21 protein-coding genes and 1 other RNA gene are annotated in these 23,621 nt (G+C 59.2%); 10 read left to right on the forward strand and 12 right to left on the reverse strand.

All coding sequences use genetic code 11. The features are described from left to right. Window positions 1–91: 91 nt before the first annotated feature. Entirely contained in the window at window positions 92–793 is a 702-nt protein-coding gene (locus DI396_RS04140; protein ID WP_110794939.1) for a corrinoid protein, read from the reverse strand. Between the two features lie 208 nt (window positions 794–1,001). Here DI396_RS04140 and DI396_RS04145 point away from each other — a divergent pair, with 208 nt between their 5' ends. Continuing rightward, a complete protein-coding gene (locus DI396_RS04145) occupies window positions 1,002–2,174 on the forward strand; it encodes a PA0069 family radical SAM protein (protein ID WP_110795353.1) in 1,173 nt (390 codons plus the stop codon). Between the two features lie 31 nt (window positions 2,175–2,205). Here the strand turns inward: DI396_RS04145 and bmt are convergent, their stop codons facing one another. From bmt to DI396_RS04160, 3 genes are all read right to left on the reverse strand, one after another. Next, window positions 2,206–3,225 carry a betaine--homocysteine S-methyltransferase gene (bmt, locus tag DI396_RS04150; protein WP_110794940.1) on the reverse strand — a complete coding sequence of 340 codons (1,020 nt, stop codon included), beginning with the start codon at window positions 3,223–3,225 and terminating at the stop codon, window positions 2,206–2,208. 88 nt (window positions 3,226–3,313) lie between these two features. Beyond that, window positions 3,314–5,278, reverse strand: a complete 1,965-nt coding sequence (locus DI396_RS04155) for a phosphatidylglycerol lysyltransferase domain-containing protein (protein ID WP_162617153.1) — start codon at window positions 5,276–5,278, stop codon at window positions 3,314–3,316. A gap of 247 nt (window positions 5,279–5,525) precedes the next feature. After that, window positions 5,526–5,840 (reverse strand): DUF1476 domain-containing protein, encoded by a 315-nt coding sequence (locus tag DI396_RS04160; RefSeq protein WP_110794942.1) that lies wholly within the window; start codon window positions 5,838–5,840, stop codon window positions 5,526–5,528. 161 nt (window positions 5,841–6,001) lie between these two features. Between DI396_RS04160 and purC the strand changes: the two genes are divergently transcribed. From purC to DI396_RS04185, 5 genes are all read left to right on the forward strand, one after another. Continuing rightward, the gene (gene purC, locus DI396_RS04165; protein ID WP_110794943.1) at window positions 6,002–6,763 is read left to right on the forward strand and encodes a phosphoribosylaminoimidazolesuccinocarboxamide synthase; all 762 of its coding nucleotides are present in this window, start codon (window positions 6,002–6,004) and stop codon (window positions 6,761–6,763) included. Window positions 6,764–6,850: 87 nt separating this feature from the next. Continuing rightward, entirely contained in the window at window positions 6,851–7,081 is a 231-nt protein-coding gene (purS, locus tag DI396_RS04170) for a phosphoribosylformylglycinamidine synthase subunit PurS (RefSeq protein WP_110794944.1), read from the forward strand. Then, window positions 7,081–7,749, forward strand: coding sequence for a phosphoribosylformylglycinamidine synthase subunit PurQ (gene purQ / locus DI396_RS04175; RefSeq protein WP_110794945.1), 669 nt, complete (start codon window positions 7,081–7,083; stop codon window positions 7,747–7,749). The genes purS and purQ overlap by 1 nt, the downstream gene beginning before the upstream one ends. Window positions 7,750–7,786: 37 nt before the next feature. Next, window positions 7,787–9,556 carry a sensor histidine kinase gene (locus DI396_RS04180; RefSeq protein ID WP_110794946.1) on the forward strand — a complete coding sequence of 590 codons (1,770 nt, stop codon included), beginning with the start codon at window positions 7,787–7,789 and terminating at the stop codon, window positions 9,554–9,556. 6 nt (window positions 9,557–9,562) lie between these two features. Beyond that, complete coding sequence (locus DI396_RS04185) at window positions 9,563–10,897, forward strand: sigma-54-dependent transcriptional regulator (protein ID WP_110794947.1); 1,335 nt, start codon at window positions 9,563–9,565, stop codon at window positions 10,895–10,897. A gap of 77 nt (window positions 10,898–10,974) precedes the next feature. Here DI396_RS04185 and DI396_RS04190 read toward each other — a convergent pair whose 3' ends face one another. Beyond that, the gene (locus DI396_RS04190) at window positions 10,975–12,186 is read right to left on the reverse strand and encodes a glycerophosphodiester phosphodiesterase family protein (RefSeq protein WP_110795354.1); all 1,212 of its coding nucleotides are present in this window, start codon (window positions 12,184–12,186) and stop codon (window positions 10,975–10,977) included. A 568-nt stretch (window positions 12,187–12,754) separates the two neighbouring features. Here DI396_RS04190 and DI396_RS04195 point away from each other — a divergent pair. Continuing rightward, entirely contained in the window at window positions 12,755–15,655 is a 2,901-nt protein-coding gene (locus DI396_RS04195) for an Rne/Rng family ribonuclease (protein ID WP_110794948.1), read from the forward strand. A 137-nt stretch (window positions 15,656–15,792) separates the two neighbouring features. On the opposite strand, the gene DI396_RS04200 is transcribed toward DI396_RS04195, so the two are convergent. After that, on the reverse strand, window positions 15,793–16,023 hold the full coding sequence (locus DI396_RS04200) for a sulfurtransferase TusA family protein (RefSeq protein ID WP_110794949.1): 231 nt from the start codon (window positions 16,021–16,023) through the stop codon (window positions 15,793–15,795). Between the two features lie 92 nt (window positions 16,024–16,115). Here DI396_RS04200 and DI396_RS04205 point away from each other — a divergent pair, with 92 nt between their 5' ends. From DI396_RS04205 to DI396_RS04215, 3 genes are read left to right on the forward strand one after another with little or no spacing between them, the layout of a single operon-like run. Next, the gene (locus tag DI396_RS04205) at window positions 16,116–16,868 is read left to right on the forward strand and encodes a cytochrome c biogenesis CcdA family protein (protein ID WP_110794950.1); all 753 of its coding nucleotides are present in this window, start codon (window positions 16,116–16,118) and stop codon (window positions 16,866–16,868) included. A gap of 53 nt (window positions 16,869–16,921) precedes the next feature. After that, entirely contained in the window at window positions 16,922–18,208 is a 1,287-nt protein-coding gene (locus tag DI396_RS04210) for a hypothetical protein (RefSeq protein WP_110794951.1), read from the forward strand. Further along, the gene (locus DI396_RS04215; protein ID WP_110794952.1) at window positions 18,205–19,587 is read left to right on the forward strand and encodes a cytochrome P450; all 1,383 of its coding nucleotides are present in this window, start codon (window positions 18,205–18,207) and stop codon (window positions 19,585–19,587) included. Before DI396_RS04210 ends, DI396_RS04215 begins: the two co-directional genes overlap by 4 nt. On the opposite strand, the gene DI396_RS04220 is transcribed toward DI396_RS04215, so the two are convergent. The 6 genes from DI396_RS04220 to ssrA form a co-directional block, all read right to left on the reverse strand. Continuing rightward, entirely contained in the window at window positions 19,571–19,801 is a 231-nt protein-coding gene (locus DI396_RS04220) for a ribbon-helix-helix domain-containing protein (protein WP_110794953.1), read from the reverse strand. The two genes, DI396_RS04215 and DI396_RS04220, sit on opposite strands and share 17 nt — an antisense overlap. Next, entirely contained in the window at window positions 19,798–19,992 is a 195-nt protein-coding gene (locus DI396_RS04225) for a DUF4169 family protein (RefSeq protein ID WP_110794954.1), read from the reverse strand. Before DI396_RS04225 ends, DI396_RS04220 begins: the two co-directional genes overlap by 4 nt. A gap of 126 nt (window positions 19,993–20,118) precedes the next feature. Next, window positions 20,119–21,513: a class II fumarate hydratase gene (fumC, locus tag DI396_RS04230; RefSeq protein WP_110794955.1), complete on the reverse strand. Its 1,395-nt coding sequence runs from the start codon at window positions 21,511–21,513 to the stop codon at window positions 20,119–20,121. Window positions 21,514–21,567: 54 nt separating this feature from the next. Then, a complete protein-coding gene (locus tag DI396_RS04235; protein WP_110795355.1) occupies window positions 21,568–22,125 on the reverse strand; it encodes a class I SAM-dependent methyltransferase in 558 nt (185 codons plus the stop codon). Window positions 22,126–22,362: 237 nt separating this feature from the next. Then, window positions 22,363–22,845, reverse strand: a complete 483-nt coding sequence (locus DI396_RS04240) for an SspB family protein (RefSeq protein WP_110794956.1) — start codon at window positions 22,843–22,845, stop codon at window positions 22,363–22,365. Between the two features lie 265 nt (window positions 22,846–23,110). Beyond that, window positions 23,111–23,459, reverse strand: a transfer-messenger RNA (tmRNA) gene (gene ssrA / locus DI396_RS04245). Window positions 23,460–23,621 lie beyond the last annotated feature (162 nt).

Genomic DNA, 23,621 nt, shown 5'->3' on the forward strand with positions numbered 1-23,621 from the left:
TCCTCAAAAATCGATAATTTCGCGGCACTTAAACGCAAAAGGCCCGCAGTTTTGCGGGCCTTGCGGTTATGCGCGGGGCGCGCGCGACCGCTTAGGCCTGCGCTTGGTTATGTTTGCGCGCAATAAACTCTTTGGCCGTCTCCACCGCAACGGCGGCATCGCGGCAATAGGCATCGGCGCCAATGGCCTTGCCGAATTCCTCGTTCAAGGGCGCGCCGCCGACGAAGACGAAATAGTCGTCGCGGATCCCGTGTTCGACCATCGTGTCGATCACGATCTTCATATAGGGCATCGTGGTGGTCAAAAGCGCCGACATGCCGATGATATCGGCCCCTTCGGCTTTGGCGGTGTCGATGTAATTCTCAACCGGATTGTTGATGCCAAGATCGACAACCTCGAAACCGGCGCCTTCCATCATCATCGCCACAAGGTTCTTGCCGATATCGTGGATATCGCCTTTGACCGTGCCGATCACCAGCTTGCCCATGCGCGGCGCGCCGGTCTCGATCAGCAGCGGTTTGAGAATATTCATTCCGCCCTTCATGGCATTTGCGGCCAAAAGCACCTCTGGCACAAACAAGATCCCGTCGCGGAAATCATTGCCGACAATGGTCATGCCGCCGACAAGCGATTGGGTCAGGATGTCATAGGGGGTCCATTTGCGTTCCAGCAAAATGTTCACACCTTCTTCGATTTCTTCCTTCATGCCGTCGTAGAGATCGTCATACATCTGTTGGACAAGTTCGTCGTCGTCCAGATCAGCGAGGATAATGTCGTCTTGGTCGTCAGACATGCGGGTCGTTCCTTGGCTTGGCGCCTTTCGGCGCATGCGGGTCTTTGTGCCAGAATGTGCGGCGTGCGGCCCTGAAGCTGCACAGATAGCGACATAGGCGAAGGCTTGACCGACTTATAGAGGTAAAAACGCTGATGTGGTGTGAAAAATTCTCATGCAGATCTTGGGGGTTGTTGCATTTGTTCTTGTTATGTTCGATGATCCACCTATGCCCGTTCATGAGGATCCCTTTGGTTTGCCGCCGCTGCCTGCAGATGCCGCGCCCGACTGCGGTGCGCAGGTCGCCCCTGCGCCGGGGCGCGCAGCGCAAAGCAACCCTACGGGCCGCTATGAGCCTATGATACGCGCCGCCGCGCACGACGGATGGGACATCGAAGAGACTATGCCACCGCTGCGCACGCAGGTCAGCCATGAGCGCCCGCGCAGTGTGATCACCTATAACCGCTCGCCGGATTTGCCCTTTGATCGTTCGATCAACCCCTATCGCGGGTGTGAGCACGGATGCATTTATTGCTTCGCCCGGCCGACCCATGCCTATTTGGGCCTGTCGCCCGGATTGGATTTTGAAACCCAGCTGATCGCCCGCCCCGAGGCCCCGCAGGTTTTGGCGCGTGAGCTGTCGGCGAGATCCTATCGCTGCGCACCGATTGCCATCGGCACCAATACCGATCCGTATCAACCTATTGAGCAAACCGAAGGCGTAATGCGCGCCTGCCTTGAGGTTCTGCGCGCCGCGAAACACCCCGTGGCGATTGTCACCAAAGGCACGTTGATCGAACGCGATATCGATATTTTGTCGGATATGGCCCGTGAGGGCCTGTGCCGTGTGGGAATTTCGGTGACCACGCTTGACCGCCATATTGCCCGCAAGATGGAACCGCGCGTGCCGCCGCCGGCGCGGCGCTTGCAGGTGATCAAACGGCTCAGCGAAGCGGGCATTCCTGTGCGGATCATGACATCACCCGTCGTGCCCGGATTGACCGATCACGAGATCGAGGCACTTTTGGCGGCGGGTAAAGAGGCGGGGGCCGATGCCGCCAGCTGGATCATGCTGCGCCTGCCGCTTGAGGTTGCGCCGCTGTTCGAAGAATGGCTGTCAGCCGCATTTCCAGATCGCGCCGCCCGCGTGATGTCGCATGTGCGCGCCATGCATGGTGGCGACACCTATCGCAGCGATTGGCATAAACGCATGCGCGGCGAGGGGCCTTATGCGGATGTGATCGCCGGACGGTTCAAATTGGCGGCGCGAAAACTCGGGTTGGATGCGCCGCAACCGAAGTTGCGCTGTGATCTCTTTGTGCCGCCTGCGTCCGACGCGGCCAGAAAGAAGAAACCGCCCGCACAGGAGGCGCAGGCGGATCGGCAATTGTCATTGTTTTAGGGGCAGTGTTCCAGGCGCGGTTGCCGCGTGCTTATTTGCGGCGACGGCGGCCGCGCGTGCGCATGCTTTCGGGATCTTCGCCCTCGCCGGTGCCGTCATTGGCCGAAGAAAACCCGCCCATACCTTCGGCAATGGTTTCCAGGGTTGGACGCCCGCGTTTGGGGCGGGTGCTGAGGGCCTCGTGCATTGCGGCCAGATGCTCGGCCATGGTGCCGCAGCAGCCGCCAATGATTTTCGCGCCCGCATCGCGTGCCAAACAAGCATATTCGGCCATCAGCTCGGGCGTGCCATCATAGTGAATGTGCCCATCGACGTATTTCGGGATGCCCGCGTTGCCCTTGGCGATCACGGGGCGTTCGACACCTGCCGCCGTGAAGCCCAAAACCGTGCGCAACAGATCCGCCGCCCCGACGCCGCAATTCGCGCCAAAGGCCAACGGCGGGTTCGGCAGGGCTTCGACCATCTCGACCATTTGCGCCGAGGTGACACCCATCATCGTGCGCCCTGCGGTGTCGAAACTCATCGTGCCGCACCACGGCATATCTGCCAGACGAAAGGCTTCTGCTGCGGCTTTATATTCTTCGGGGGCCGAGATCGTCTCAAGCCACAACACATCCGCGCCGCCTTCCTTGAGGCCTTCGGCTTGCTCGTGGAAAATTTCCACGGCCAATTCATGCGTCATCGGGCCCATTGGCGCAAAAATATCGCCGGTTGGCCCGACCGAACCGGCCACGACCACGGGCCGTCCCGCTGCATCGGCGACATCACGGCCCAATTCGGCAGCGATTCGCGACAATTCACGGGCGCGTTTTTCCGCATTGTGCAACTTAAGACGGCTGGCATTGCCGCCAAAGGAGTTGGTCAAAAACAAATCCGATCCCGCATCCACCGCCAATTTATAGAGCGCGCGAATGCGGTCGGGATGCTCTTCATTCCACATTTCGGGTGCATCGCCGGAGGTCAGCCCCATATTGAACAGGTTCGTCCCCGTGGCGCCGTCGGTCAGGATCCATTCGCGGGTTTCGATCATTTTCGACAGGGCATTGGTCATCGGTTCACCTTTTGCGGCATGTTGGATTTCTCGCGCTTCCCCCTCGCATGTTTAGGCAGGCAAGACAAATTATTTTCCCGCATAAGGATTATGAAATCTGCGGGTCCTGGGCCTCTGTGGGAGGGAGCGGCCTCGTGGGTGTCAGGTGCACTTCGCGGGCCAAATCCGCCGCCGCCAATGCCATCGCAGGCCAAGAGGGCGCCGCCATGTAAAGTGGTTCTAGATGCGGTTTGAAGCACATCTTGAATTGCACCAATCCCAAGCCGCCGGTTTTCTGCGCCGCCCATCGGCGCAGCCGCGCGATGAGACCGGTGCGCCGGCTGCTGGCCTCTTCGGGGTTGGGCAAAGCGGGCAGCGCCGCGAGGGACAGGCGGGTGCGGGTTTCGGATGCCGCATCGGCAATGGCCGCATGGACCAACGCGTGCATCGTGCCGTCCGGCGCCTCGGCGCGCGCGCGCATCAGATCAAGGCAAATTTCATGGTCCGAGACGTGGAAGCTCACAAAACCGGTCAATAGACCGTTGTGATAGGCCAAATACACCCTTTGCCCGCGCAGATAATGCGCACAATATCGCCCCATCGACACGCCGCGCGCCGTCCCATGCGCAGCGGACCATGCGGCGTCGACCTCGGCCATATCGCACAAGGGTAAGTGATCGGCGCGCCGCACCGTGACGCCGGCCTTGTCCGCTTGTTTGAGCTTGCGGCGCAACTGCCGGTAGGCGCTGCCTTCGGTGCGAAACTGCTGCGGATTCACCACCGCTTCATTGGCCACATGCAAAAGCCTCATGCCGCTGCGGCGAAGCCCTGCCGCATCGCGCGCCGAGCATTTATAAACGCAGGGCGTCTTGTTGGTCTCGCGCGCAAGGCGGCGCAGGTCAGACGCCAGATCCCGGCTTTGGCCACGCAACGGATCAAACAATTGCGTGATGGTTTGCGCGGTCTCGATCAAAGCGGCACTGGCCTCTCCGGCTTTGAGAAGGGTTGCTCCATTTTGACGGATCACCCCCAACTCTGATCGTTTTGCCGCCCGCAAGGAGGGATCCAACGCGGGGCAATAGCACGCCGTGACGGGCGCGGCGGGCGCCCGAACGGGGCGCGGTCGCAGCAAGACCGCCCCCGCAATCACCGCCGGAAGGGCATAGTAAACGATTCGAAAGGCAATGATCGCGGCGATCAATTCGGCCTCGGGCAGGGTGGGCAGCAATGTGAGCATCGCCAATTCAAATGGTCCGACCCCACCGGGGGTGCCGGAAATCAACGCGGCGCCGAGCGCGAGCAAGAACACCGGATAGAGGGTTTGTAACCCGATGGAGATGGTGTCCGGCAAGAGCACCTGCAACGCGGTGGCCGCCGCCAACGTGTCAAGCAAGGTAAACCCGGCAATCGCCAATAGCGCGCTGAGGCTGGGCAGGCGGATATGCCACCGCATCACGCGGATGTCGGGGCGCAAAAATGCGAGGATCACAAGCCCCGAAGCCCCGCAGATGACCGTGGCTGACAAGAGCGCGGGAAAACCCGGGCCGGGCAAAACCAATCCGGCAATGGCGGTGATCAAGGCCCAACCGGCCAAAAACGACAAGGCCACGGTGGTCGAAATCTTGGTGGCGGTCACCAATCCCATATCGGGCAATAGCCGCCAGCGCGCCAAAGCGCCGGTCAAAACCCCCATTCCGAGGGTCTGCGCCGCCGCGACGGATATTGCGCCGGTCCGGGTTGCGGTGCGGGTGGTGAATCCCGTGCGCAAATGCCGGTGCACCACCGCGTCATAGCGCCCCACCGCCCAAAAGCTTAGCCCCGTCGCACCGAGGGCGGCCATCCATTGCGGCAAGCTCACCGCGGCAAGCGCCGCAGCGATACGGGCGGTATCCATCGCCGCAATCCGGTGCCACAACAACCACAGCCCGAGGATGCCAATGGCCATGGGGGCGATCTGGCGCAATATCTGTTGCCACAGCGGCGGGCGCGGGCGCGGCGCGACTTTTTGCGCGGCGATGATGACCGGGGCGTAGCGTTGCTGTGCCCCCCTTTGGGGGCTGATATATTTTGGCACGGATACTCTCTCCCAATCACACGTCATAGGAGGTAGCGGAACCCGCGTTACGCGCATGTTAATGCGCGCGGCCGTAACAGATTGCTCTTTAGTGAAATTGCACAGGTCTACAGAATAACCCGCACCGGAAGCAGATGAATATATACGCGCAAAGCATTGATATAACTAAAAACGCGCGCCACATATCGCGGCACGCGTCTGTCATGTAGGGGGGGTGTCAGAGCGTACACCAACGGGCATCAATCGCTTAGTCGTTTTTCATCAACTCGATTTTGGCCGCGGCCAGAAACTCTGCCATTTTTGCGCGCACGGTGTCTGCATCGGCGATATCGCCCAAATCGCCAACGACTTTGCGCACCACATCTTCATGGCCGGCTTCTTCGAAATCGGCCTTCACGACCGAAGCGGCATAGGCGGTGGCCTCGTCGCCCGAACGGCCCATCAATTCCGCAGCCCATAGGCCAAGCATTTTGTTGCACCGTGCCTGCGCTTTGAACAGCATTTCTTCGTCATGGGCGTATTTTGCTTCAAACGCGTTTTCGCGGTCATCGAATGTGGTCATGGGAACTCTCCCCCGGCTGCCATTAATATCAGCTCCTAGGTATGCTACTCTGGGCGATAAGGTGCAAGAGGGGGTGTTGATCTTGCGGCAATCGGGCCCATGCACTAAGAGGGCGGCAAGACGGCGGGGACTCATCCGCGCCCGCAGGAGACGGAGCTGGCATGGCACGCGGCAAGAAAATCTACGAAGGCAAGGCGAAAACCCTTTATGAAGGCCCCGAACCGGGCACAATTATTCAATATTTCAAGGATGACGCAACCGCTTTCAACGCCGAGAAAAAAGCTGTGATTGAAGGCAAAGGCGTGTTGAACAACATGCTGTCCGAATATTTCATGACCGGATTGGCGCAGGTTGGCGTGCCGACACATTTTCTTAAGCGGCTCAATATGCGCGAGCAACTGGTGCGTGCGTGCGAAATCGTGCCGCTCGAAGTGATTGTGCGCAACTATGCCGCCGGTTCCATGGCCAAACGGCTTGGCATCGAAGAGGGCACGCAATTGCCGCGCCCGATCGTCGAATATTGCTACAAAGATGATGCATTGGGCGATCCATTGGTCACCGAAGAACATATCGCCGCCTTTGGATGGGCCAGCCAGCAGGACATGGACGATATCTTGAGCCTTGCGTTGCGGGTCAATGATTTCCTTGCCGGTGTCATGTACGGCGTGGGCATTAAATTGGTGGACTTCAAAATCGAAATCGGCCGCGTCTATGATGGTGATTTCCAACGGCTGATCGTGGCCGATGAAATCAGCCCCGACAGCTGCCGCCTTTGGGATATGAAGACCGGCGAGAAGCTCGACAAAGACGTGTTCCGCCGCGATTTGGGGTCCCTGACCCATGCTTATACCGAGGTCGCAACCCGTCTTGGTGTCATGCCCAAAAACAACCCGCAGCCCGGCAAGCCGACGCTGATCAACTGAACCCGCGCAGCCGCGCATCCCATCTGGCGGCAGGTCCCGCCGCAGGTCCATTTGGCGGGGCAACCCGCAGGTTTACGGAGAGCCGAAATGAAAGCACGCGTCCACGTCATGTTGAAAACCGGGGTTTTGGATCCGCAAGGCGAGGCCGTGCGTCACGCGCTTGGCAGCCTCGGGTTTGAAGGCGTTAATGGCGTACGCCAAGGCAAGGTGATCGAATTGGATCTGGCCGAGGGCACCACCGAAGCGCAAGTGACCGAAATGTGCGAGAAGCTGCTCGCCAATACGGTGATCGAGAGCTACTCGGTGGAGATGTCCTGATGCACGCCGCTGTCCTTGTTTTCCCCGGCTCCAATTGCGATCGCGATTTGGCCGTGGCCTTTGAGAAATCCGGCGCCAAGGTGTCGATGGTCTGGCACAAGGATGCGGCATTGCCGGCCGGTGTGGATATTGTCGGCGTGCCGGGCGGGTTTTCCTATGGGGATTACCTGCGTTGCGGCGCAATTGCCGCCAATTCGCCGATTTGCGGCGCGCTTAAAACCCATGTCGAGCGGGGCGGTTATGCGCTTGGAATTTGCAACGGGTTTCAGGTGCTGACCGAAACCCACCTGCTTCCGGGGGCGTTGCGCCGCAATGCCGGGATCAAATACATTTGCGACACTGTGGAATTGCAGGTCGCCACCGCCGATAGTGCTTTTACCAGCGGCTATACCAAAGACGCGGTGATCAACGTGCCGATCGCCCATCACGATGGCAATTACTTTGCCGATGATGAGACGTTGGCACGGCTCGAAGGCGAAGACCGCATCGCCTTTACCTACGCCAAGAACCCCAACGGTTCGGTGCGCGATATTGCCGGTATCTTGTCGGAAAATCGCCGGGTTCTGGGAATGATGCCCCACCCCGAGCGGGCGTTGGAAGCCACCCATGGCAACACGGACGGTGTGGCAATGTTCCGCGCATTGATGGACACGATGGCCACGGCCTGACCTTGCCGTGGCGTGTTGTGCGGCGTAATCTGATCCGATGAAAGCGCCGCCTGCCTCCAGTCCTGCCACACAAAGCAAACGTGCCCCGATGACCGGCTGGCGCACGCGGCTGGCGCTTGCTTTTCTGGTGATTTTGGCCGTGGTGACGGTATTTTTCACCAACCGCGCCTTGACCCATCGCTTCACCGAAAACACCCGTAACCGCGCCGAATTGCGGCTGACGCTTTATTCGGGCAATCTGTTGAGTGAACTGCGTCAGAACGCCATTGTGCCGCAACTTTTGGCGCGCGATCCGACATTGATCGCGGCGTTGAATTCCTCCAACTATGCGCTTTCAACGCAACGGCTTATTTCCTTTGTCGAAGAGATCGGCGCCGCCTCTTTAACGTTGATGGACCGCGACGGGCGCACGGTGGCGGCCACTGATCGCAACGTTTTGGGGCAAAATCACCGCTCAGCCCCGTATTTTGTCGACGCCATTCGCTCCCCCGACACGGTGTTTACCGTGCTGGAGCGCGAGGTCGGCGGTTATCGTTTTACCTATTCGCGGCGTTTGGAAAGCGGGGGGAATGTTGTCGGTGTGATCGTCGCCGAGGTCGATTTGCGCAAGTTTGAACGTGCCTGGGCCGGCATCTCCGATGCGGTTCTTGTCACCGATAGCGCCGGCACAATTATCCTTGCGACCGAGCCGCGGTGGCGCGGTCTGACCGAGGATGAGGCTTTGGTGCGCGAACCGGCCGGCAGCGCCATCTTGCGCGCCATCACCGCCACAACCGATTGGAATGCTTTGCCGGTCGATGCGTATTTGCAGGGCGAAGCGGTGATGCGGATGGAAGGGCGCGTGGCCTTTCGCGGCTGGCGCATGGCCAGTTTTACCACCTATTCCTCGGTGCGCGAAAAGGTCAACGGCGTGCTGGCGCTCGAAATTATGGGATTCGCTATTCTTCTGGCGGTGGCTTTCTATTTTCTCAGCCGAAAAACCGCCTCGCGGATGGTATTCTTCCAAGCTGAATCGGCTGAACTTCGCGCATTGAACGCAAGGCTACAGCGGGAAATCGCCGAACGTAAACGCGTGCAGGAAACCCTCGCCGTGGCCGAACAGACGTTGGCGCAGAGCTCGAAACTCGCGGCCCTCGGAGAGATGTCGGCGGCGGTCAGCCATGAGCTTAACCAACCGCTTGCGGCGATGAAAACCTATCTGGCGGGGGCGGGGCTTTTGCTGCGCCGGAACCGCCCGGACGAGGCGCTTTCTTCGTTCCAACGTATCGACGATTTGATCGAACGTATGGGCGCGATCACGCGGCAATTGAAATCCTATGCGCGCAAGGGCGGCGATACCTTGGCGCCGGTAAATATGGGCGATGCTCTGGCTTCGGCCCTGTCGATGATGGAGCCACAGTTGCGCCAACGCCATGTCAAAATCACCCGCGTGTTGCCCGACGATGCGGTGCAGGTGATGGGGGACCGATTGCGTATCGAACAGGTGTTGGTGAACCTGTTGCGCAATGCGTTGGACGCGGTGGACGGCATTGATGATCCACAGATCGATTTGATCCTTTCGGCCGGGGAAACCGCCACATTGACCGTGCGCGACAATGGTCATGGGATCGCGGACCTCGATACCCTGTTCGAGCCGTTCTACACCACCAAGCAACCGGGCGATGGTGTCGGGCTGGGGCTTGCCATTTCCTCTGGCATCGTCAACGACCTAGGCGGACGGCTCACGGCGCGCAACGCCGAAGCGGGGGGGGCTGTATTTGAAATGCAACTGCCTATCTTAACCAACGAGACACAAGCAGCGGAGTAATCAACGATGTCCAAGGCCATGAAGATTGCCATTGTCGATGACGAACAAGATATGCGTCAGTCGATTAGCCAATGGCTGGCGCTGTCAGGCTATGACACCGAAACATTCCCGAGCGCCGAAGATGCGCTCAAAGGGTTGGGGGCCGATTACCCCGGTATCGTGATTTCCGACATCAAGATGCCGGGCATGGATGGCATGCAATTCCTCAAGAAACTTATGGGCACCGACAGCGCACTTCCGGTGATTATGATCACCGGTCATGGCGATGTGCCCATCGCGGTCGAGGCCATGCGCATCGGGGCGTTTGATTTTCTGGAAAAACCGTTCAACCCCGACCGGATGACCGAATTGGCCAAAAAGGCCACCAACGCGCGGCGTCTGGTTCTGGACAACCGTGCACTGCGCCGGGAATTATCGGATGGCGGGCAGCTGATGAAGAAACTCATCGGCGCCAGCCCCGTGATGGAGCGGCTCAAGGAAGATATTCTCGATCTGGGCCAAGCCGACGGGCATGTCCTGATCGACGGGGAAACCGGCACCGGCAAAACGCTGATTGCGCATGCGCTGCATGCGGTGGGCGCACGCGCGGGCAAGAAATTCGTGTTGTTGTCCTGCGCGGCGATGGAGGATGAGGCGCTAACCAAACGTCTGTTCGGACCGATGCTTCCCGAGGATACGACATTGCCGGCCGTTGAAGAAGCGCGCGGCGGGACCTTGGTTCTTGAAGATGTCGAAGCGATGTCAGATGCGGTGCAAGCCAAATTGCTCAGCTTTATCAATGACGAGGGCACGCCGCCCGAAACCCGCATCGTGGCGATTTGCAACATGCAAGAGCAGGACCGCACTTGCGAGGATGCGCTGCGCCCTGATCTGTTTTATCGTCTGGCGGCGTTGCGCATCACCGTGCCGCCGCTGCGCCAGCGGGGCGAGGATATCTTGACCCTGTTCACCCGTCTCTCGGAGCAGTTTTCGGATGAATACGGGTGCCCCGCGCCGCAAGTTACCGCGCAAGAAGCCGCGCAATTGTTGCAAGCCCCATGGCCCGGCAACGTGCGCCAATTGATCAATGTGGCTGAACGTGCGGTGCTGCAATCGCGGCGCGGGTCGGGGACGATTGCCTCGCTGTTGATGTCGGACCACGACGAGATGCAGCAGGTGATGACCACCGAAGGCAAGCCTTTGAAGGAATATGTCGAGGCGTTCGAGCGGATGCTCATCGACAACACCATGCGCCGTCACAAAGGTTCGATCACCAATGTGATGGAGGAGCTCTGCCTGCCGCGGCGGACGCTCAACGAGAAAATGGCTAAATACGGATTGCAGCGGTCGGATTATTTGTGACTGCGGCTTTATAAGTCCAACATTGAAAAGGGCGACCCATCGGGCCGCCCTTTGTCATCTGTCCCGTCGGGGCGGGCTTAGTTGGTGCCTTTGCCCATGCAGCTGGCGTAATAGGTGACGGTCGCCGGCCAATCCGAGAACATGCCCTCGATGCCGACCTCTTGCGCGAGAACATCAAGCACGGTGAAGTAATCGCCATCGGTGTGCAAAGCGTCCTTGGCGGTTTGGAAATACCACCCGCCGCCATTCGCCAGCGGGCCAGAGCGTTCCAAGGTCCAGGAAATCAACTTGAGACCCGAGGCTTTGGCGGCTTTAGCGTATTCCGAAGCCTCGATCTTACCATGCGCATCGGTCAGCAACATGTTCATCGACGGCGCAAGATAGTTGACGCCTTGGGCCTTCAACGCGTCGAAATCCTCTTTCCATGTGGCTTTGTCCTGTTCGTTGAAATCACCGCCAAGCTCGACCAGATAGACCGCCTGTGCGCCAAATTCCGGCGCGTTGTTGATCCAATACAGCACATCCTCGAGGTTGAAGCTTTGTGCCCAAACGTCGGATGCCGGAATGCCGGCAGCCTTGTATTCGTCGATCATTTTTTGCGCGTAATCGGCTTGGGTAAAGCCGTCGAACGGCATGTCGACGGCGGGGGTTTTCAGCTCGGGGGTGAATTTTACGCCCAGCTCTTTGAAAAGCGCGATGCTTTCGGCATGGCTCATCACGGTGCCGGTGGTCGCATAAAGATCGGTGCGCCATCCGGCGGTGCCATCCATATAACCCGCGACATCGGTGGCCGCCGCATTGGCCGCATCCATTTTTCCGTTCAAGGTTTTGAACTCGGCCAATGTGATATCCGAGGTGCGGCATTCGGCGGCGGCTTTGGCATCGCCCTGCGCGGGGGTGAAGCCGGTGGTGCAATCGCCTGCCAGATCCGTGGCAAGGATATTGGTGGTGGTATGTAGATCGTTTTGCGCATGGCGGCAGACCAACTCTTTGTCCGCTGTGAACGCCACGTCACATTCCACGATCCCTGCGCCCATCAAGGCCGCTGCGCGATAGCTTTGCGCGGTATGTTCAGGGAACATCAGCGCCGCACCGCGGTGACCGATGGAAAAATCGCTGCGCACCGGCTCCATGTCCGAGCAGGACGCGAGTTTATCCTTGAGCGGGCCATCGGTCATTTGCGAGATAAGATAAGCAGGGCGGGGGCCCAATTCGATCCGGTCGGCAAAGGCCGGCGCAGCAAGGGTCAGGGCGAGTGCGCCAAAGGCGCAAGAAGATTTGAGCAGCATAACGTTGTCCTGTTGATAGGCGGTTGGGTCAACCTTGACTGCCTGCTGTGCATGACATTTCCGCGACAACCAGATGACCGCCGCACGAAGCCTTGGTGACGTCACCATGACAGTAAAGCGCGACGTCGGCGGTGATTTCCGCCCCGAAACAAACTTTCCCTGTGGATAACCCCGGCTTTTTGGGATTGTCTTTGCATCTTCGAAAGCCTTATGGTGCAAGAACGGTATTGGCTCCTATGAGGGGCCACCGCATGAGTTTCGCTATTTGGCTGGATGCGGGGGCATTCCCCGCGCCGCTGAATAGACCGATTGGACGACTTAGGTTGTCAGTAGAGATGCCCGCCACCCGCCCAATAGGCCGGTGCTCCGGGTGATGAATGGGCGCCCGCACGATCAAACGAGGCAGGCGTCGGAGAAGAACCGCGATGAAGCGCGCGACACAGCAGTATGTTGGAGCAGGGGCCCTTTCGGGCAGACCCTGCCGCGCGCCTACATCCCCTGATAGACACCGTAGGCAAGGTCTCGCTCCCCCGGGAGGGCGGCCTTCGTTTGCGTGCAAACGGAAAACATGGCTAAGAAAATGCTCATCGATGCCACCCACGTGGAAGAGACCCGCGTCGTGGTGGTGGACGGAAACAAGGTTGAGGAGTTCGACTTTGAATCCGAAAACCGGCGCCAGCTTGCTGGCAATATTTATCTCGCAAAAGTAACGCGCGTCGAACCCTCGCTTCAGGCGGCGTTCGTGGATTATGGCGGCAACCGGCACGGGTTCCTCGCCTTTTCGGAAATCCACCCGGATTACTACCAGATCCCCATCGCGGACCGTGAGGCCCTGATGGAGGAAGAGCGCGCCTATGCCGAAGCGCAAAGCGCCCGCGAAGAGGACGACGAAAAACCCAAACGTGGCCGTCGCCGTCGCAGCCGCTCTAAAGCATCAGAGGCACAAAGCGACGATGCCATCGCGACCAAAGAGGTCGATGCACAGACATCCGCAGACGGCGTGTCCGGCATGGAGACGATCAATCTCGATGAGGACACACCGCATGTCGACGTGCCCGAAGGCACATCGCCGATGGAAACGGTCGCCGAAACTCCGGTAGAAGAACCGGCAGAAGAGGCGAGCACCGACAGTGCCGATCATGGTGGTGCCGATCATGATGAGGATCACAGCAGCGAGGACGACACCGAGGCCAAGGCAGCCGATGCCGCCGACAAAGACGCCAGCATCGAATCCGTGGCCGACGAAGACGACAGCGAAGACATTCGCCCCCCGCGCAAACCCCGCGCACGCCGTTACAAAATCCAAGAAGTGATCAAAGTGCGCCAAATTCTTTTGGTGCAGGTCGTCAAGGAAGAGCGTGGCAACAAAGGTGCGGCGCTGACCACATATCTGTCGCTGGCGGGCCGCTATTGCGTGCTCATGCCCAACACCGCGCGCGGTGGCGGCATCAGCCGGAAAATCACCTCTGCCGACGACCGCAAAAAGCTCAAAGAAATCGCGCAAGAGATCGATGTGCCCAAGGGCGCGGGTTTGATCGTGCGCACGGCAGGGGCCAAACGCACCAAATCCGAGATCAAGCGTGATTACGAATATTTGCAACGGATGTGGGAACAGATCCGCGCATTGACGCTTAAATCCATCGCGCCTGCGAAGATTTACGAAGAAGGCGATTTGATCAAACGCTCGATCCGCGACCTGTATAACCGCGAGATCGACGAAGTGTTTGTCGAGGGCGAGCGCGGCTATCGCATTGCCAAGGACTTCATGAAAATGATCATGCCGTCCCACGCCAAAAACGTGAAACGCTATGAGGATAGCCTGCCGCTTTTTGCGCGCTATCAGGTGGAAAGCTACCTCAGCTCGATGTTCAACCCGACGGTGCAATTGAAATCCGGCGGATATATCGTCATCGACGTGACCGAAGCACTTGTTGCGATCGACGTGAACTCTGGCCGTGCTACCAAAGAAGGCTCGATCGAGGACACCGCGACCAAAACCAACCTCGAAGCCGCCGAAGAAGTGGCGCGGCAATTGCGCTTGCGTGACCTTGCCGGTTTGATCGTGATCGATTTCATTGACATGGACGAACGGCGCAACAATGCCGCCGTTGAAAAACGCATGAAGGACAAGTTGAAAACCGACCGTGCCCGTATTCAGGTCGGCCGGATTTCCGGTTTTGGCCTTATGGAGATGAGCCGTCAACGTTTGCGCCCCGGCATGATCGAGGCCACGACACAGCCATGCCCCTCGTGCCACGGCACCGGTTTGATCCGTTCGGATGACAACCTCGCCTTGTCGATCCTGCGCCAGATCGAAGAAGAAGGCACGCGCCGCCGCACCCGTGAGGTTTTGGTCAAATGCCCTGTTGGCATTGCCAATTTCTTGATGAACCACAAGCGCGAGCATGTGGCGCAAATCGAAGGCCGCTATGGCATGTCTGTACGGGTCGAAGGCGATCCGATGCTGATCTCGCCGGATTTCAGCATCGAGAAGTTTAAAACCGCAACCCGCGTTGTTGCCGAAGCGACTGCGCCGGTGGTCTCGGTTGATAATTCCTTGATGGACCAGATCGACGAAGACGCCGCTGCCGAAGCCGATGAGGCCGAGGCCCGCGAATTGGCCGCAGAAGCAGAGGCCGAAGCCAGCGAAGCGGCGCGCGGTGCATCTGACCCGGCGGCGGGAGACACGGACAGCGAAGAGCGTCCGAAGAAACGGCGCCGTCGGCGTCGGCGTCGGTCCAAGAACGGCAACGGTGAGAACGCCGAGAACGGCGGCGACAACAGCTCCGAAGAGCAGCGCGCAGAGGCCGCGCCTACAGAGGACACAGACGCGCCGCAAACTGCTGAAAGCGTAGAACCCGAGGCCGACGCCGCAGCGCAGACCAAAGCAGACACGCTTGACGAGACCCCCAAGCCGAAGCGCACGCGCCGTCCGCGTAAAAAGCCCGAAGCCGCAGCAGAGGTTCCGGAAGATGCCGAGGGTCAAGCGACCTCGGCCGTGGCAGAGGCACCCGCCGAGGCCACGCCCGAGGTCGAGGCCGAAAAGCCCAAACGCCGCACGCGCACCCGTAAGCCAAAGGCGGCAGCCGCAGACGCAGCGCCGGTAGAGACGCCTGAAGTTGCGGCCGAAGGCGAGCCTGCGGCAGAGGAAAAGCCTAAGCCCAAACGCCGTTCGCGTGCCAAGAAGAAACCGGAAGCGGTGGCCGATGCCACGGTGGCCGCCCCGGCGCCCGAGGCCGTGAAGGCAGAGGCTCCGAAGGCGGAGGCGACGCCGGAGGTTGCTGATCAGGCCACAGCCAAGGATGAAACGCCGGCGCCGGTGGTGCCAGAGACCGTGCCAGAGCCTGCACCTATCGCGGAACCTGCACCTGCACCTGTCGCAGAACCGGCGGCGGTGACCACAGACACCGAGGCCGAAGAGGGCACAAGCAAGCCCAAGCGTAAAGGCTGGTGGTCCTTGGGCCGCTAAGGCCGCGCAAGACCAACAAAAACCGCCGCATGGGTTTTCCACGCGGCGGTTTTTTTATGCGGTTTCATATTAAGACCGTCTTGTTGAGACAGCCTTGCGGCATCCGAATGTCACCGATTGCGTAGATGAGGTCGCGCCTATCGGCGGCGGATCACATAGACCTGTGCGCCGCCATCGATCTGGGTCATCTCGATCATGTCATGCCCCGCCTCGGCGCAAAAATGCGGCAAATCAATCACCGCGACGGGATCATCCGCCGTGATCCGCAAAACGGCCCCGACGGGCATGCCTAATAACGCTTTACGCGCTCGTAAAACCGGCAGCGGGCACATCAATCCGCGGGCATCAATGTCTGTCACGTCGTTCATGGCCCGTCGATACGCCGCATGTTTCAGCCTGTCCACAATGTTGTGACAATCAGGCGCGTGACGCCGGGCGCGCGGGCCGGTATGCCTGTGCCATGATCGGATTCGACTTTATTGATGCGGGACTATTGCCCGCCATGTTCGTGGCGCTGGCCGGAGGCTTGATCTCTTTCCTCAGCCCTTGTGTCTTGCCCATTGTGCCCCCCTATCTGGCCTATATGAGCGGGATTTCCATGGGCGAGCTGCAATCGGGTGACGCGCGCCGCCGCAGCGTCATGCTGCCAGCTTTGTTCTTCGTGCTTGGCCTGTCGACCGTGTTTTTGTTTTTGGGGTTCACGGCCTCGCTTATCGGCGCGATGTTTTTGCAATTCCAAGGTTGGTTCAACACCGTCGCGGGCATTCTTGTGATGATCTTCGGTGCGCATTTCGTTGGCGTCTACCGGATCGGGTTTCTCGACCGCGAAGCCCGGATGGACGCCGGTGACCAAGGGGGATCCGCCTTCGGGGCCTATATCCTTGGCCTTGCGTTTGCCTTTGGTTGGACCCCCTGCATCGGCCCGCAATTGGGGGCGATCCTGTCGCTGGCGGCGCAAGAAAGCTCTGTCGCGCGCGGCACGCTGTTGCTGGCGGTGTATGCGATTGGGCTTGGTGTTCCGTTCTTGGTGGTGGCGGCGTTCCTGCCGCGGCTCACCGGCACACTGACGTGGATGAAACGTCATATGGCGCAGATCGAACGGGTCATGGGATTGCTGCTCTGGACCATTGGCTTGCTGATGCTGACTGGCGGGTTCTCGGCCTTTTCCTTCTGGCTTCTCGAACATTTCCCCGCCCTCGCAACGCTTGGATAAATCCTTACTCTTGCCCCTTTTTCTGGATATGATCGCGGGCAAGGGGCACGGGTATGCGCGACAATAAATCCAGCGATCAAACACAGGACGTCCGGCGGCGGCGGGTGTTTTACATTCCGGGCTATGATCCGATTCACCCGCGCCGATACCGCGAATTATATCGCAAAGAAGGCGCAGCGCAGGCCGCGATCAACGGTTATGCCCTCGCCCTTAGTCCCAAATCCACCAAGGGCGGGCCTTATGGCTGGCACGTTCGCGGCGAGATCGGCGCGCCGGTCGAAACCGATGTCGAGGTGTTGGTCTGGTCCGATATCGTGCGCGACAGCATGTCCAATTCGATTCTTGCAACCTATTTGCAATTGATCCGCACGGCGTGGGCCTATATCGGCACCGGCGCGCTGTGGCGGTTGATGCGCCTGCGCAAGGGGCCGGTGATTGCGGCGCTTTACCCGGTTTTGTTTTTGATCGCACAGCTTTTGATGGCGCTGCTTGTGGGTGCAGCGGTGACGACAGGCACCGGATTTCTCGGCGGCCTTGCAGAACGCGCGCTTTACCCGGCGCGACCGTTCACACCGCTGTTCTATCCGATACTCTTGATGTCTCTTGGTTTGGGCGGCCTCGCGGCCTGGGCTGTACTGGATTGGTTCAAACGCAAGGATGGCAAATTTTTCGCCTATTACCTCATGCATGATTACGCTTATTCCGCGCGCTCTGGCGGGGCAAATCCGCCCGCGCTTGAAACGCGTATGGCACAGTTCGGGGATCGCATTGCCGCCGCCCTGACCGAGGATTTCGACGAGGTGCTGGTGGTTGGGCATAGCTCTGGTGCGCATCTGGCGGTGTCGATCCTCGCGGATTTGATCCGTGCGGGCAGGGTGCCGGCGCCGGGGCCGGCCTTGGCGTTCCTGTCATTGGGGCAGGTGGTGCCGATGGTGTCTTTTCTGCCGCATGCAGATCGGTTGCGCGCCGATCTTCATGACCTGTCGCTCAGCGACGCACTTACATGGGTCGATGTCACCGCACCGGGCGATGGGTGTGCCTTTGCGCTTTGTGATCCGGTTCATGTCAGCGGTGTCGCGCCGGCGAGAAAAAAATGGCCTCTGGTGGTTTCGGCCGCCTTTACCCAAACGTTGAAACCCGAAACATGGAAGGCGCTACGTTGGCGGTTTTTCCGGCTGCATTTTCAATACTTATGTGCCTTCGATGCGCCGGGCGATTACGATTATTTTCAAATCACCGCTGGGCCGATGACCTTGGCCGAACGCTACAAAGGCCGTGCGCCCTCCAAAAGCCGCATCGAAACACCGGTGAACAAATTCACTTCGCGGAGCGTGTCATGACCGGATGCCCGAGGCATGGATTGCCGCCGAAACCTCCCGCGCGGGAGGGTCGGGTATCGCTTTGGCGTTACCTGAAACTCTTTCGTCAGGACATCCTCTCGGCACAGCCCGCACGGCTTTATCACGCATGGATGGCCGAATTCAAAACCCCGTTTTTCCGGTCCTATATGTGCAACGATCCGGAGTTGGTCGAGCTGGTGCTGAAATCGCGGCCCGACGAATTTCCTAAATCCAACCGCGTGCGCGAGGGGCTCAAACCTTTGCTCGGCAATTCGGTGTTTGTCACCAACGGCGCGGTTTGGAAACGCCAACGCCGCATTATTGATCCGGCTTTCGAGGGCGGGCGCCTGCGCGATAGTTTTGAGGCGATGGTCGCGGCGGGCCATGCCGCCGTGGCGCGGATTGACAAGGCGGCGGATGGCACCGCGCATGAGATCGAGGTCGAGGCCTCACATGCGGCGGCGGATGTGATTTTCCGCACGCTGTTCTCGATCCCCATCGAGCATGAAACCGCCTCGGCGGTCTTTTCCGAATTTCGCGCCCATCAACGCAGCCAACCGGTGGTGAACATCGCCGCTCTTTTGCCACTGCCCAAATGGATGCCGCGCCTGCACCGCCGTGCGACCAAAGAGACCGCAAAACGCATTCGCGGCCTGATCACCGAATTGACCGCCGCGCGGATGTCGCAGATTGATGCTGGGACCGCACCGATGGATTTGGCGACCAAGATCATGACAACGCCCGATCCTGTCGATGGGAAATGTTTCGATACCGAAGAAATGGTCGATCAAGTGGCGATCTTTTTCCTCGCGGGACATGAAACCAGCGCCTCGGCTTTGGCTTGGGCGCTTTATCTCGTGGCGCTTTACCCCGAGTGGCAAGACCGTCTGGCGGCAGAGGCCCGCGCGGCCCTTGGCGACGAGATCACCTTTTCGGATATGAAGAAACTCCCGCTGTGCCGTGATGTGTTTCGCGAGACCTTGCGGCTTTATCCGCCCGTGCCGATGATGGTGCGCGAGGCGGCCTGCCCGCAGGAGTTTCGCGACCGCAAGGTTGCAAAAGGCGCGCAGGTCGTGCTTTCGCCATGGCATCTGCAACGGCACGAGCGGATTTGGGAGCGGCCTGATGAATTCGATCCGGCGCGTTTTGCGACCGATAATGGCCGTGAAGGTCTTCGCCGTGCCTATATGCCTTTTTCGGCCGGGCAACGCGTTTGCCCCGGCGCAGGGTTTGCCATGATTGAGGGGCCGCTGATCCTGTCGATGCTGTTGAAATCCTACCGGTTTGAACCGGTCGAAGACCGTCCCGCGATGCCGGTGGCGCATCTCACTGTGCGGGGAAAAGATGGCATTTGGTTGAAGATCACCCCGCGGGTGTGATGCCGCGATAATGGCGTAGAACATAGAGCCGGATGGCCGAGGCAAGGCCCAGATCCGGACCGCGTTCTGCATCAATTTCGGCGGCGAGGGCATTGATCGGAATGGGTTTTTCTGCAGCTATCTCGCGGAAGGCGTGCCAAAATTCATCCTCTAATGATACGGATGTGCGATGGCCGTGCAGGGTCAGGGACCGTTTGACGGGGCGCTGCGTCATCTGTCTTCGTCGCCCGTATCCACCGCCTCATGCCCGTCAAGGTCGCGCTTGGATTTATCCGCGCGCGCCTGTGCAAGATCACGCTCGGCCTTGCTGCGACCGAATTTGACCGCATTGCTATCGGCTTGGGCGCGGGCGTCGCGTTTGGCCTTGGCTTTGCGAAATTGATTGAGGTTTGTGACGTTGCTCATGAGGGTGAGGATAGCGAGGATTGGGGGGCTGTCCAGCGGAAGAATTGACTGCGCCGCGCCAAAGGCCCATGCAATGCAAAAGGGCGACCCAAACAGGCCGCCCCCACATCACATATGTTGAAAAGATCAGTCCTTTGGGCCGATCATATCCTCGGGGCGCACCACCGCGTCAAACGTCGCCTCATCCACAAAGCCAAGCGCAACCGCCTCTTCCTTGAGGGTGGTGCCGTTTTTATGCGCGGTCTTCGCCACTTTGGTCGCGTTGTCATAGCCAATGGTTGGGGCCAATGCGGTGACCAACATCAGGCTTTCTTTCATCAGCTTGTCGATGCGCGGCTCATTGGCCTCGATGCCCAAAAGCATCCGCTCGGTGAAGCTGTCGGCCACGTCGCCCAACAGTTGGATCGATTGCAGCAGGTTATAGCTCATCATCGGGTTGTAGACGTTAAGCTCGAAATGGCCTTGGCTGCCGGCGAATTTGATCGCGGCATCATTGCCCATCACATGCGCGGCGACTTGGGTCATGGCTTCGGCTTGGGTCGGGTTGACCTTGCCCGGCATGATTGACGATCCCGGCTCGTTTTCCGGCAAAATCAATTCACCAAGCCCGGAACGCGGGCCGGAGCCCAAAAGGCGGATATCGGATGCGATTTTATACATTGATCCGGCGACCGTGGCCAAAGCGCCCGACATGAACACCATCGCGTCATGGGCGGCGAGGGCTTCGAATTTATTCGGCGCGGTGACAAAGGGCAATCCGGTGATGTCGGCCATATTGGCCGCAACGGTTTCGCCCCAACCTTCTTTCGTGTTGAGGCCCGTGCCAACCGCGGTGCCGCCTTGGGCCAGCTCGTAAATATCGGGCAGGGCGGCCTCGATACGTTTGATGCCTTGGCGGATTTGATGCGCATAGCCAGAGAATTCCTGGCCAAGTGTCAAAGGCGTCGCATCCTGCGTATGGGTGCGGCCGATTTTGATGATGTCTTTGAATTCGTCTTGCTTTTGCTCCAGACCGGCGAGCAATTTTTGCAAGCCGGGCAGCAAAACGTCGCGCACCGACATGGCCGTGGCGATATGCATCGCGGTGGGGAACGTATCGTTGGACGATTGGCCCATGTTGCAATGATCATTCGGGTGAACGGGGTCTTTGGACCCGATCACACCGCCAAGGATTTCAATCGCGCGGTTGGCGATGACCTCGTTGGAGTTCATGTTCGATTGTGTGCCCGATCCGGTTTGCCACACCACCAAAGGAAAGTTGTCGTCGAATTTGCCGTCGATGACTTCGCCTGCGGCCTGCACGATCGCATTGCCCAATGTCGCGTCCAACGCGCCAGAGGCCATATTCGCCTGCGCACAGGCCTTTTTGATCACACCGAGCGCGCGCACGATGGCGATCGGTTGCTTTTCCCAACCGATAGGGAAGTTCATAATCGAACGTTGGGTTTGCGCCCCCCAATATTTGTCACTTGGAACTTCGAGGGGGCCAAAGCTGTCGGTTTCTGTGCGGGTATTGGTCATGATGCGACTCTCCTGAATAGGCTCGTTGCCTTCATAGCCGATGCGCCGGAAACTTCAATGATGTATACGATGGAATACAAACACCCGCGCCGGTGGCAAATTGGCCCAAACCGTACCACGTTTATGACAGGTCAGGCCAAGCTCGGCCTGCATTTCCGCATCAATCGGCGGTGCGGGGCTATAGGTGATTTGCACGAATTGGCCATCGGGGGCCATGACGTCAAACGCGCGGCCAACCACATCGCGTTGGATCGCGGGGCGGGCCAATACCGGAACCCCCGAGATCACCGCGCCGATCTGGCGCAAACCGGTTTTCTCGATCTCTTGCGCAGGGCGGTTCAATACGGTCACACGCGGAAATTTTGCCCGCAGCGCGTCGCAAAATCGCGGATTGGTTTCGAGCAAAGTGAGCCGTTCCGGCGCAACGCCGCGTGCCAAAATCTCGCGGGTGAAGCTGCCGGTGCCGGGGCCGATTTCCACCACGGGCCCGGTGACGGTTTCGAGCCCCTCGGTCATCTTGCGCGCCACCGCAGAAGAGGACGGCGCAATCGCAACCACCTCGGCCGGGCGGCGCATCATTTCACCAAGAAATAAAGTCAGATCACGTGCCATCTCGCGGCGCTCCTTCGACCACATTGCATTGGACGAAGTTAAGGCGGGGATCTCGCGGCGGCGCAAGCCAAGGTCCTGCGATGTTACAAAAAATTCACCGGCTGGAGGCGCGCCTGTCAAAACGGCGGGCACCTCGCGGCGGGGCCGCATGCGCCGGGTTTTGCTTGATGCTCAAAGGTATCCGCACCCGAAGACGCAACAATCGAAGAAAGGCCATCTCGTTTCAGGCGGCAGCGCCTATTTGCGGAAACTGTCGAGGCTGACCACAGCGCCATCGCCGGACTTAGCCGGCTCTTTTGCATCGTCGGGCTCAACCTCGGCCACGGCGAGGTCACCGTTATCCTCCTCGTCTTCGTCCTCTTCCTCGTCTTGGGTTTCAAACCGCAGGCCGAATTCGACCGAGGGATCAACAAAGGTCTGGATCGCATCATAAGGAATATAAAGCGGTTCTGGCGCATCACCGAAATTCAAGGTGATCGAGAACCCGTCATCGGTGACCTCAAGCCCGTCATACCAATGTTGCATGACCACAGTCATTTCCGACGGATAACGCTCACGCAGCCATTGCGCGAGCTGGGCATCCGGATGGCGGGTATCGAAAGTGATAAAAAAGTGATGTGGCCCCGGCAGCCCGTTCTTCTGAACGTCTGTCAGCACCTCTTGGATCAATCCGCGCATTGCGCGGTGCATCAGATTTCCGTAGTCAATCGACCGAGCCATATTTAGCCCCCCATAAGTCTTTGCGTTTTAGCATAAGGGATTCGCCGCGATTGGAAAGGTGGCAGTGGTTAAAACCCGGGTGCGAAAAAGAAAACGCCGCCGCCTACGGAAGAATGCGCCCTTACGGCCGCCGCAACGAGGCGCGAACACCGATCACACAAGGGGCGGATACAAACGCCCGCATCACACACGACAAGAGCACATGGGCACAGATCCGCTGATATGCGGGTGCAACATATACCGTGGCAATAATCGGGAGGAATGAAGTGCAGGTTTCTGTTGCCAGGTACCTGCGAACCCCGCCTTAGGTCGCTAAACCTAAGGGCTTAGGTTTCGATATTTCGCACAGCTTACGCTGCGAGAGCCATCGGAGCTTTGTTGTCATTTGCAACTAGCTTATTTGAACCGATAACGGTGGTATCTCACCGAGACAAAGCTAACCCCTTTGGACGTCCGTCGATCCTATTTCGACCCCATGATCCGCAAATGACGGATATTTGGTGGAGTCGCCGGGTACCGCCCCCGGGTCCGATCCGCTTATTACGAGCGCGTTTATGTCTATAGTCCCGAAGGACATTTTCTATATAGGCCTGCGCGGCGTATTTGCAAAGGGGGCGTGAATAAAATCATCGGGCGGGCGATCGGTCCCCACCGCGCCGCGAAAGACCATGCCGACGCAGGGCAAGGCAGGCCGGCGTTTTGGGTTTGCACCGCGCGGCGGATCGGGGCAGGCTGCTCCATCGAAGGGCATATGCCGCGCACGTACAGCCGGCAAA

It is taken from the genome of Litorivita pollutaquae (genome assembly GCF_003205515.1).
Taxonomy (GTDB): domain Bacteria; phylum Pseudomonadota; class Alphaproteobacteria; order Rhodobacterales; family Rhodobacteraceae; genus Litorivita; species Litorivita pollutaquae.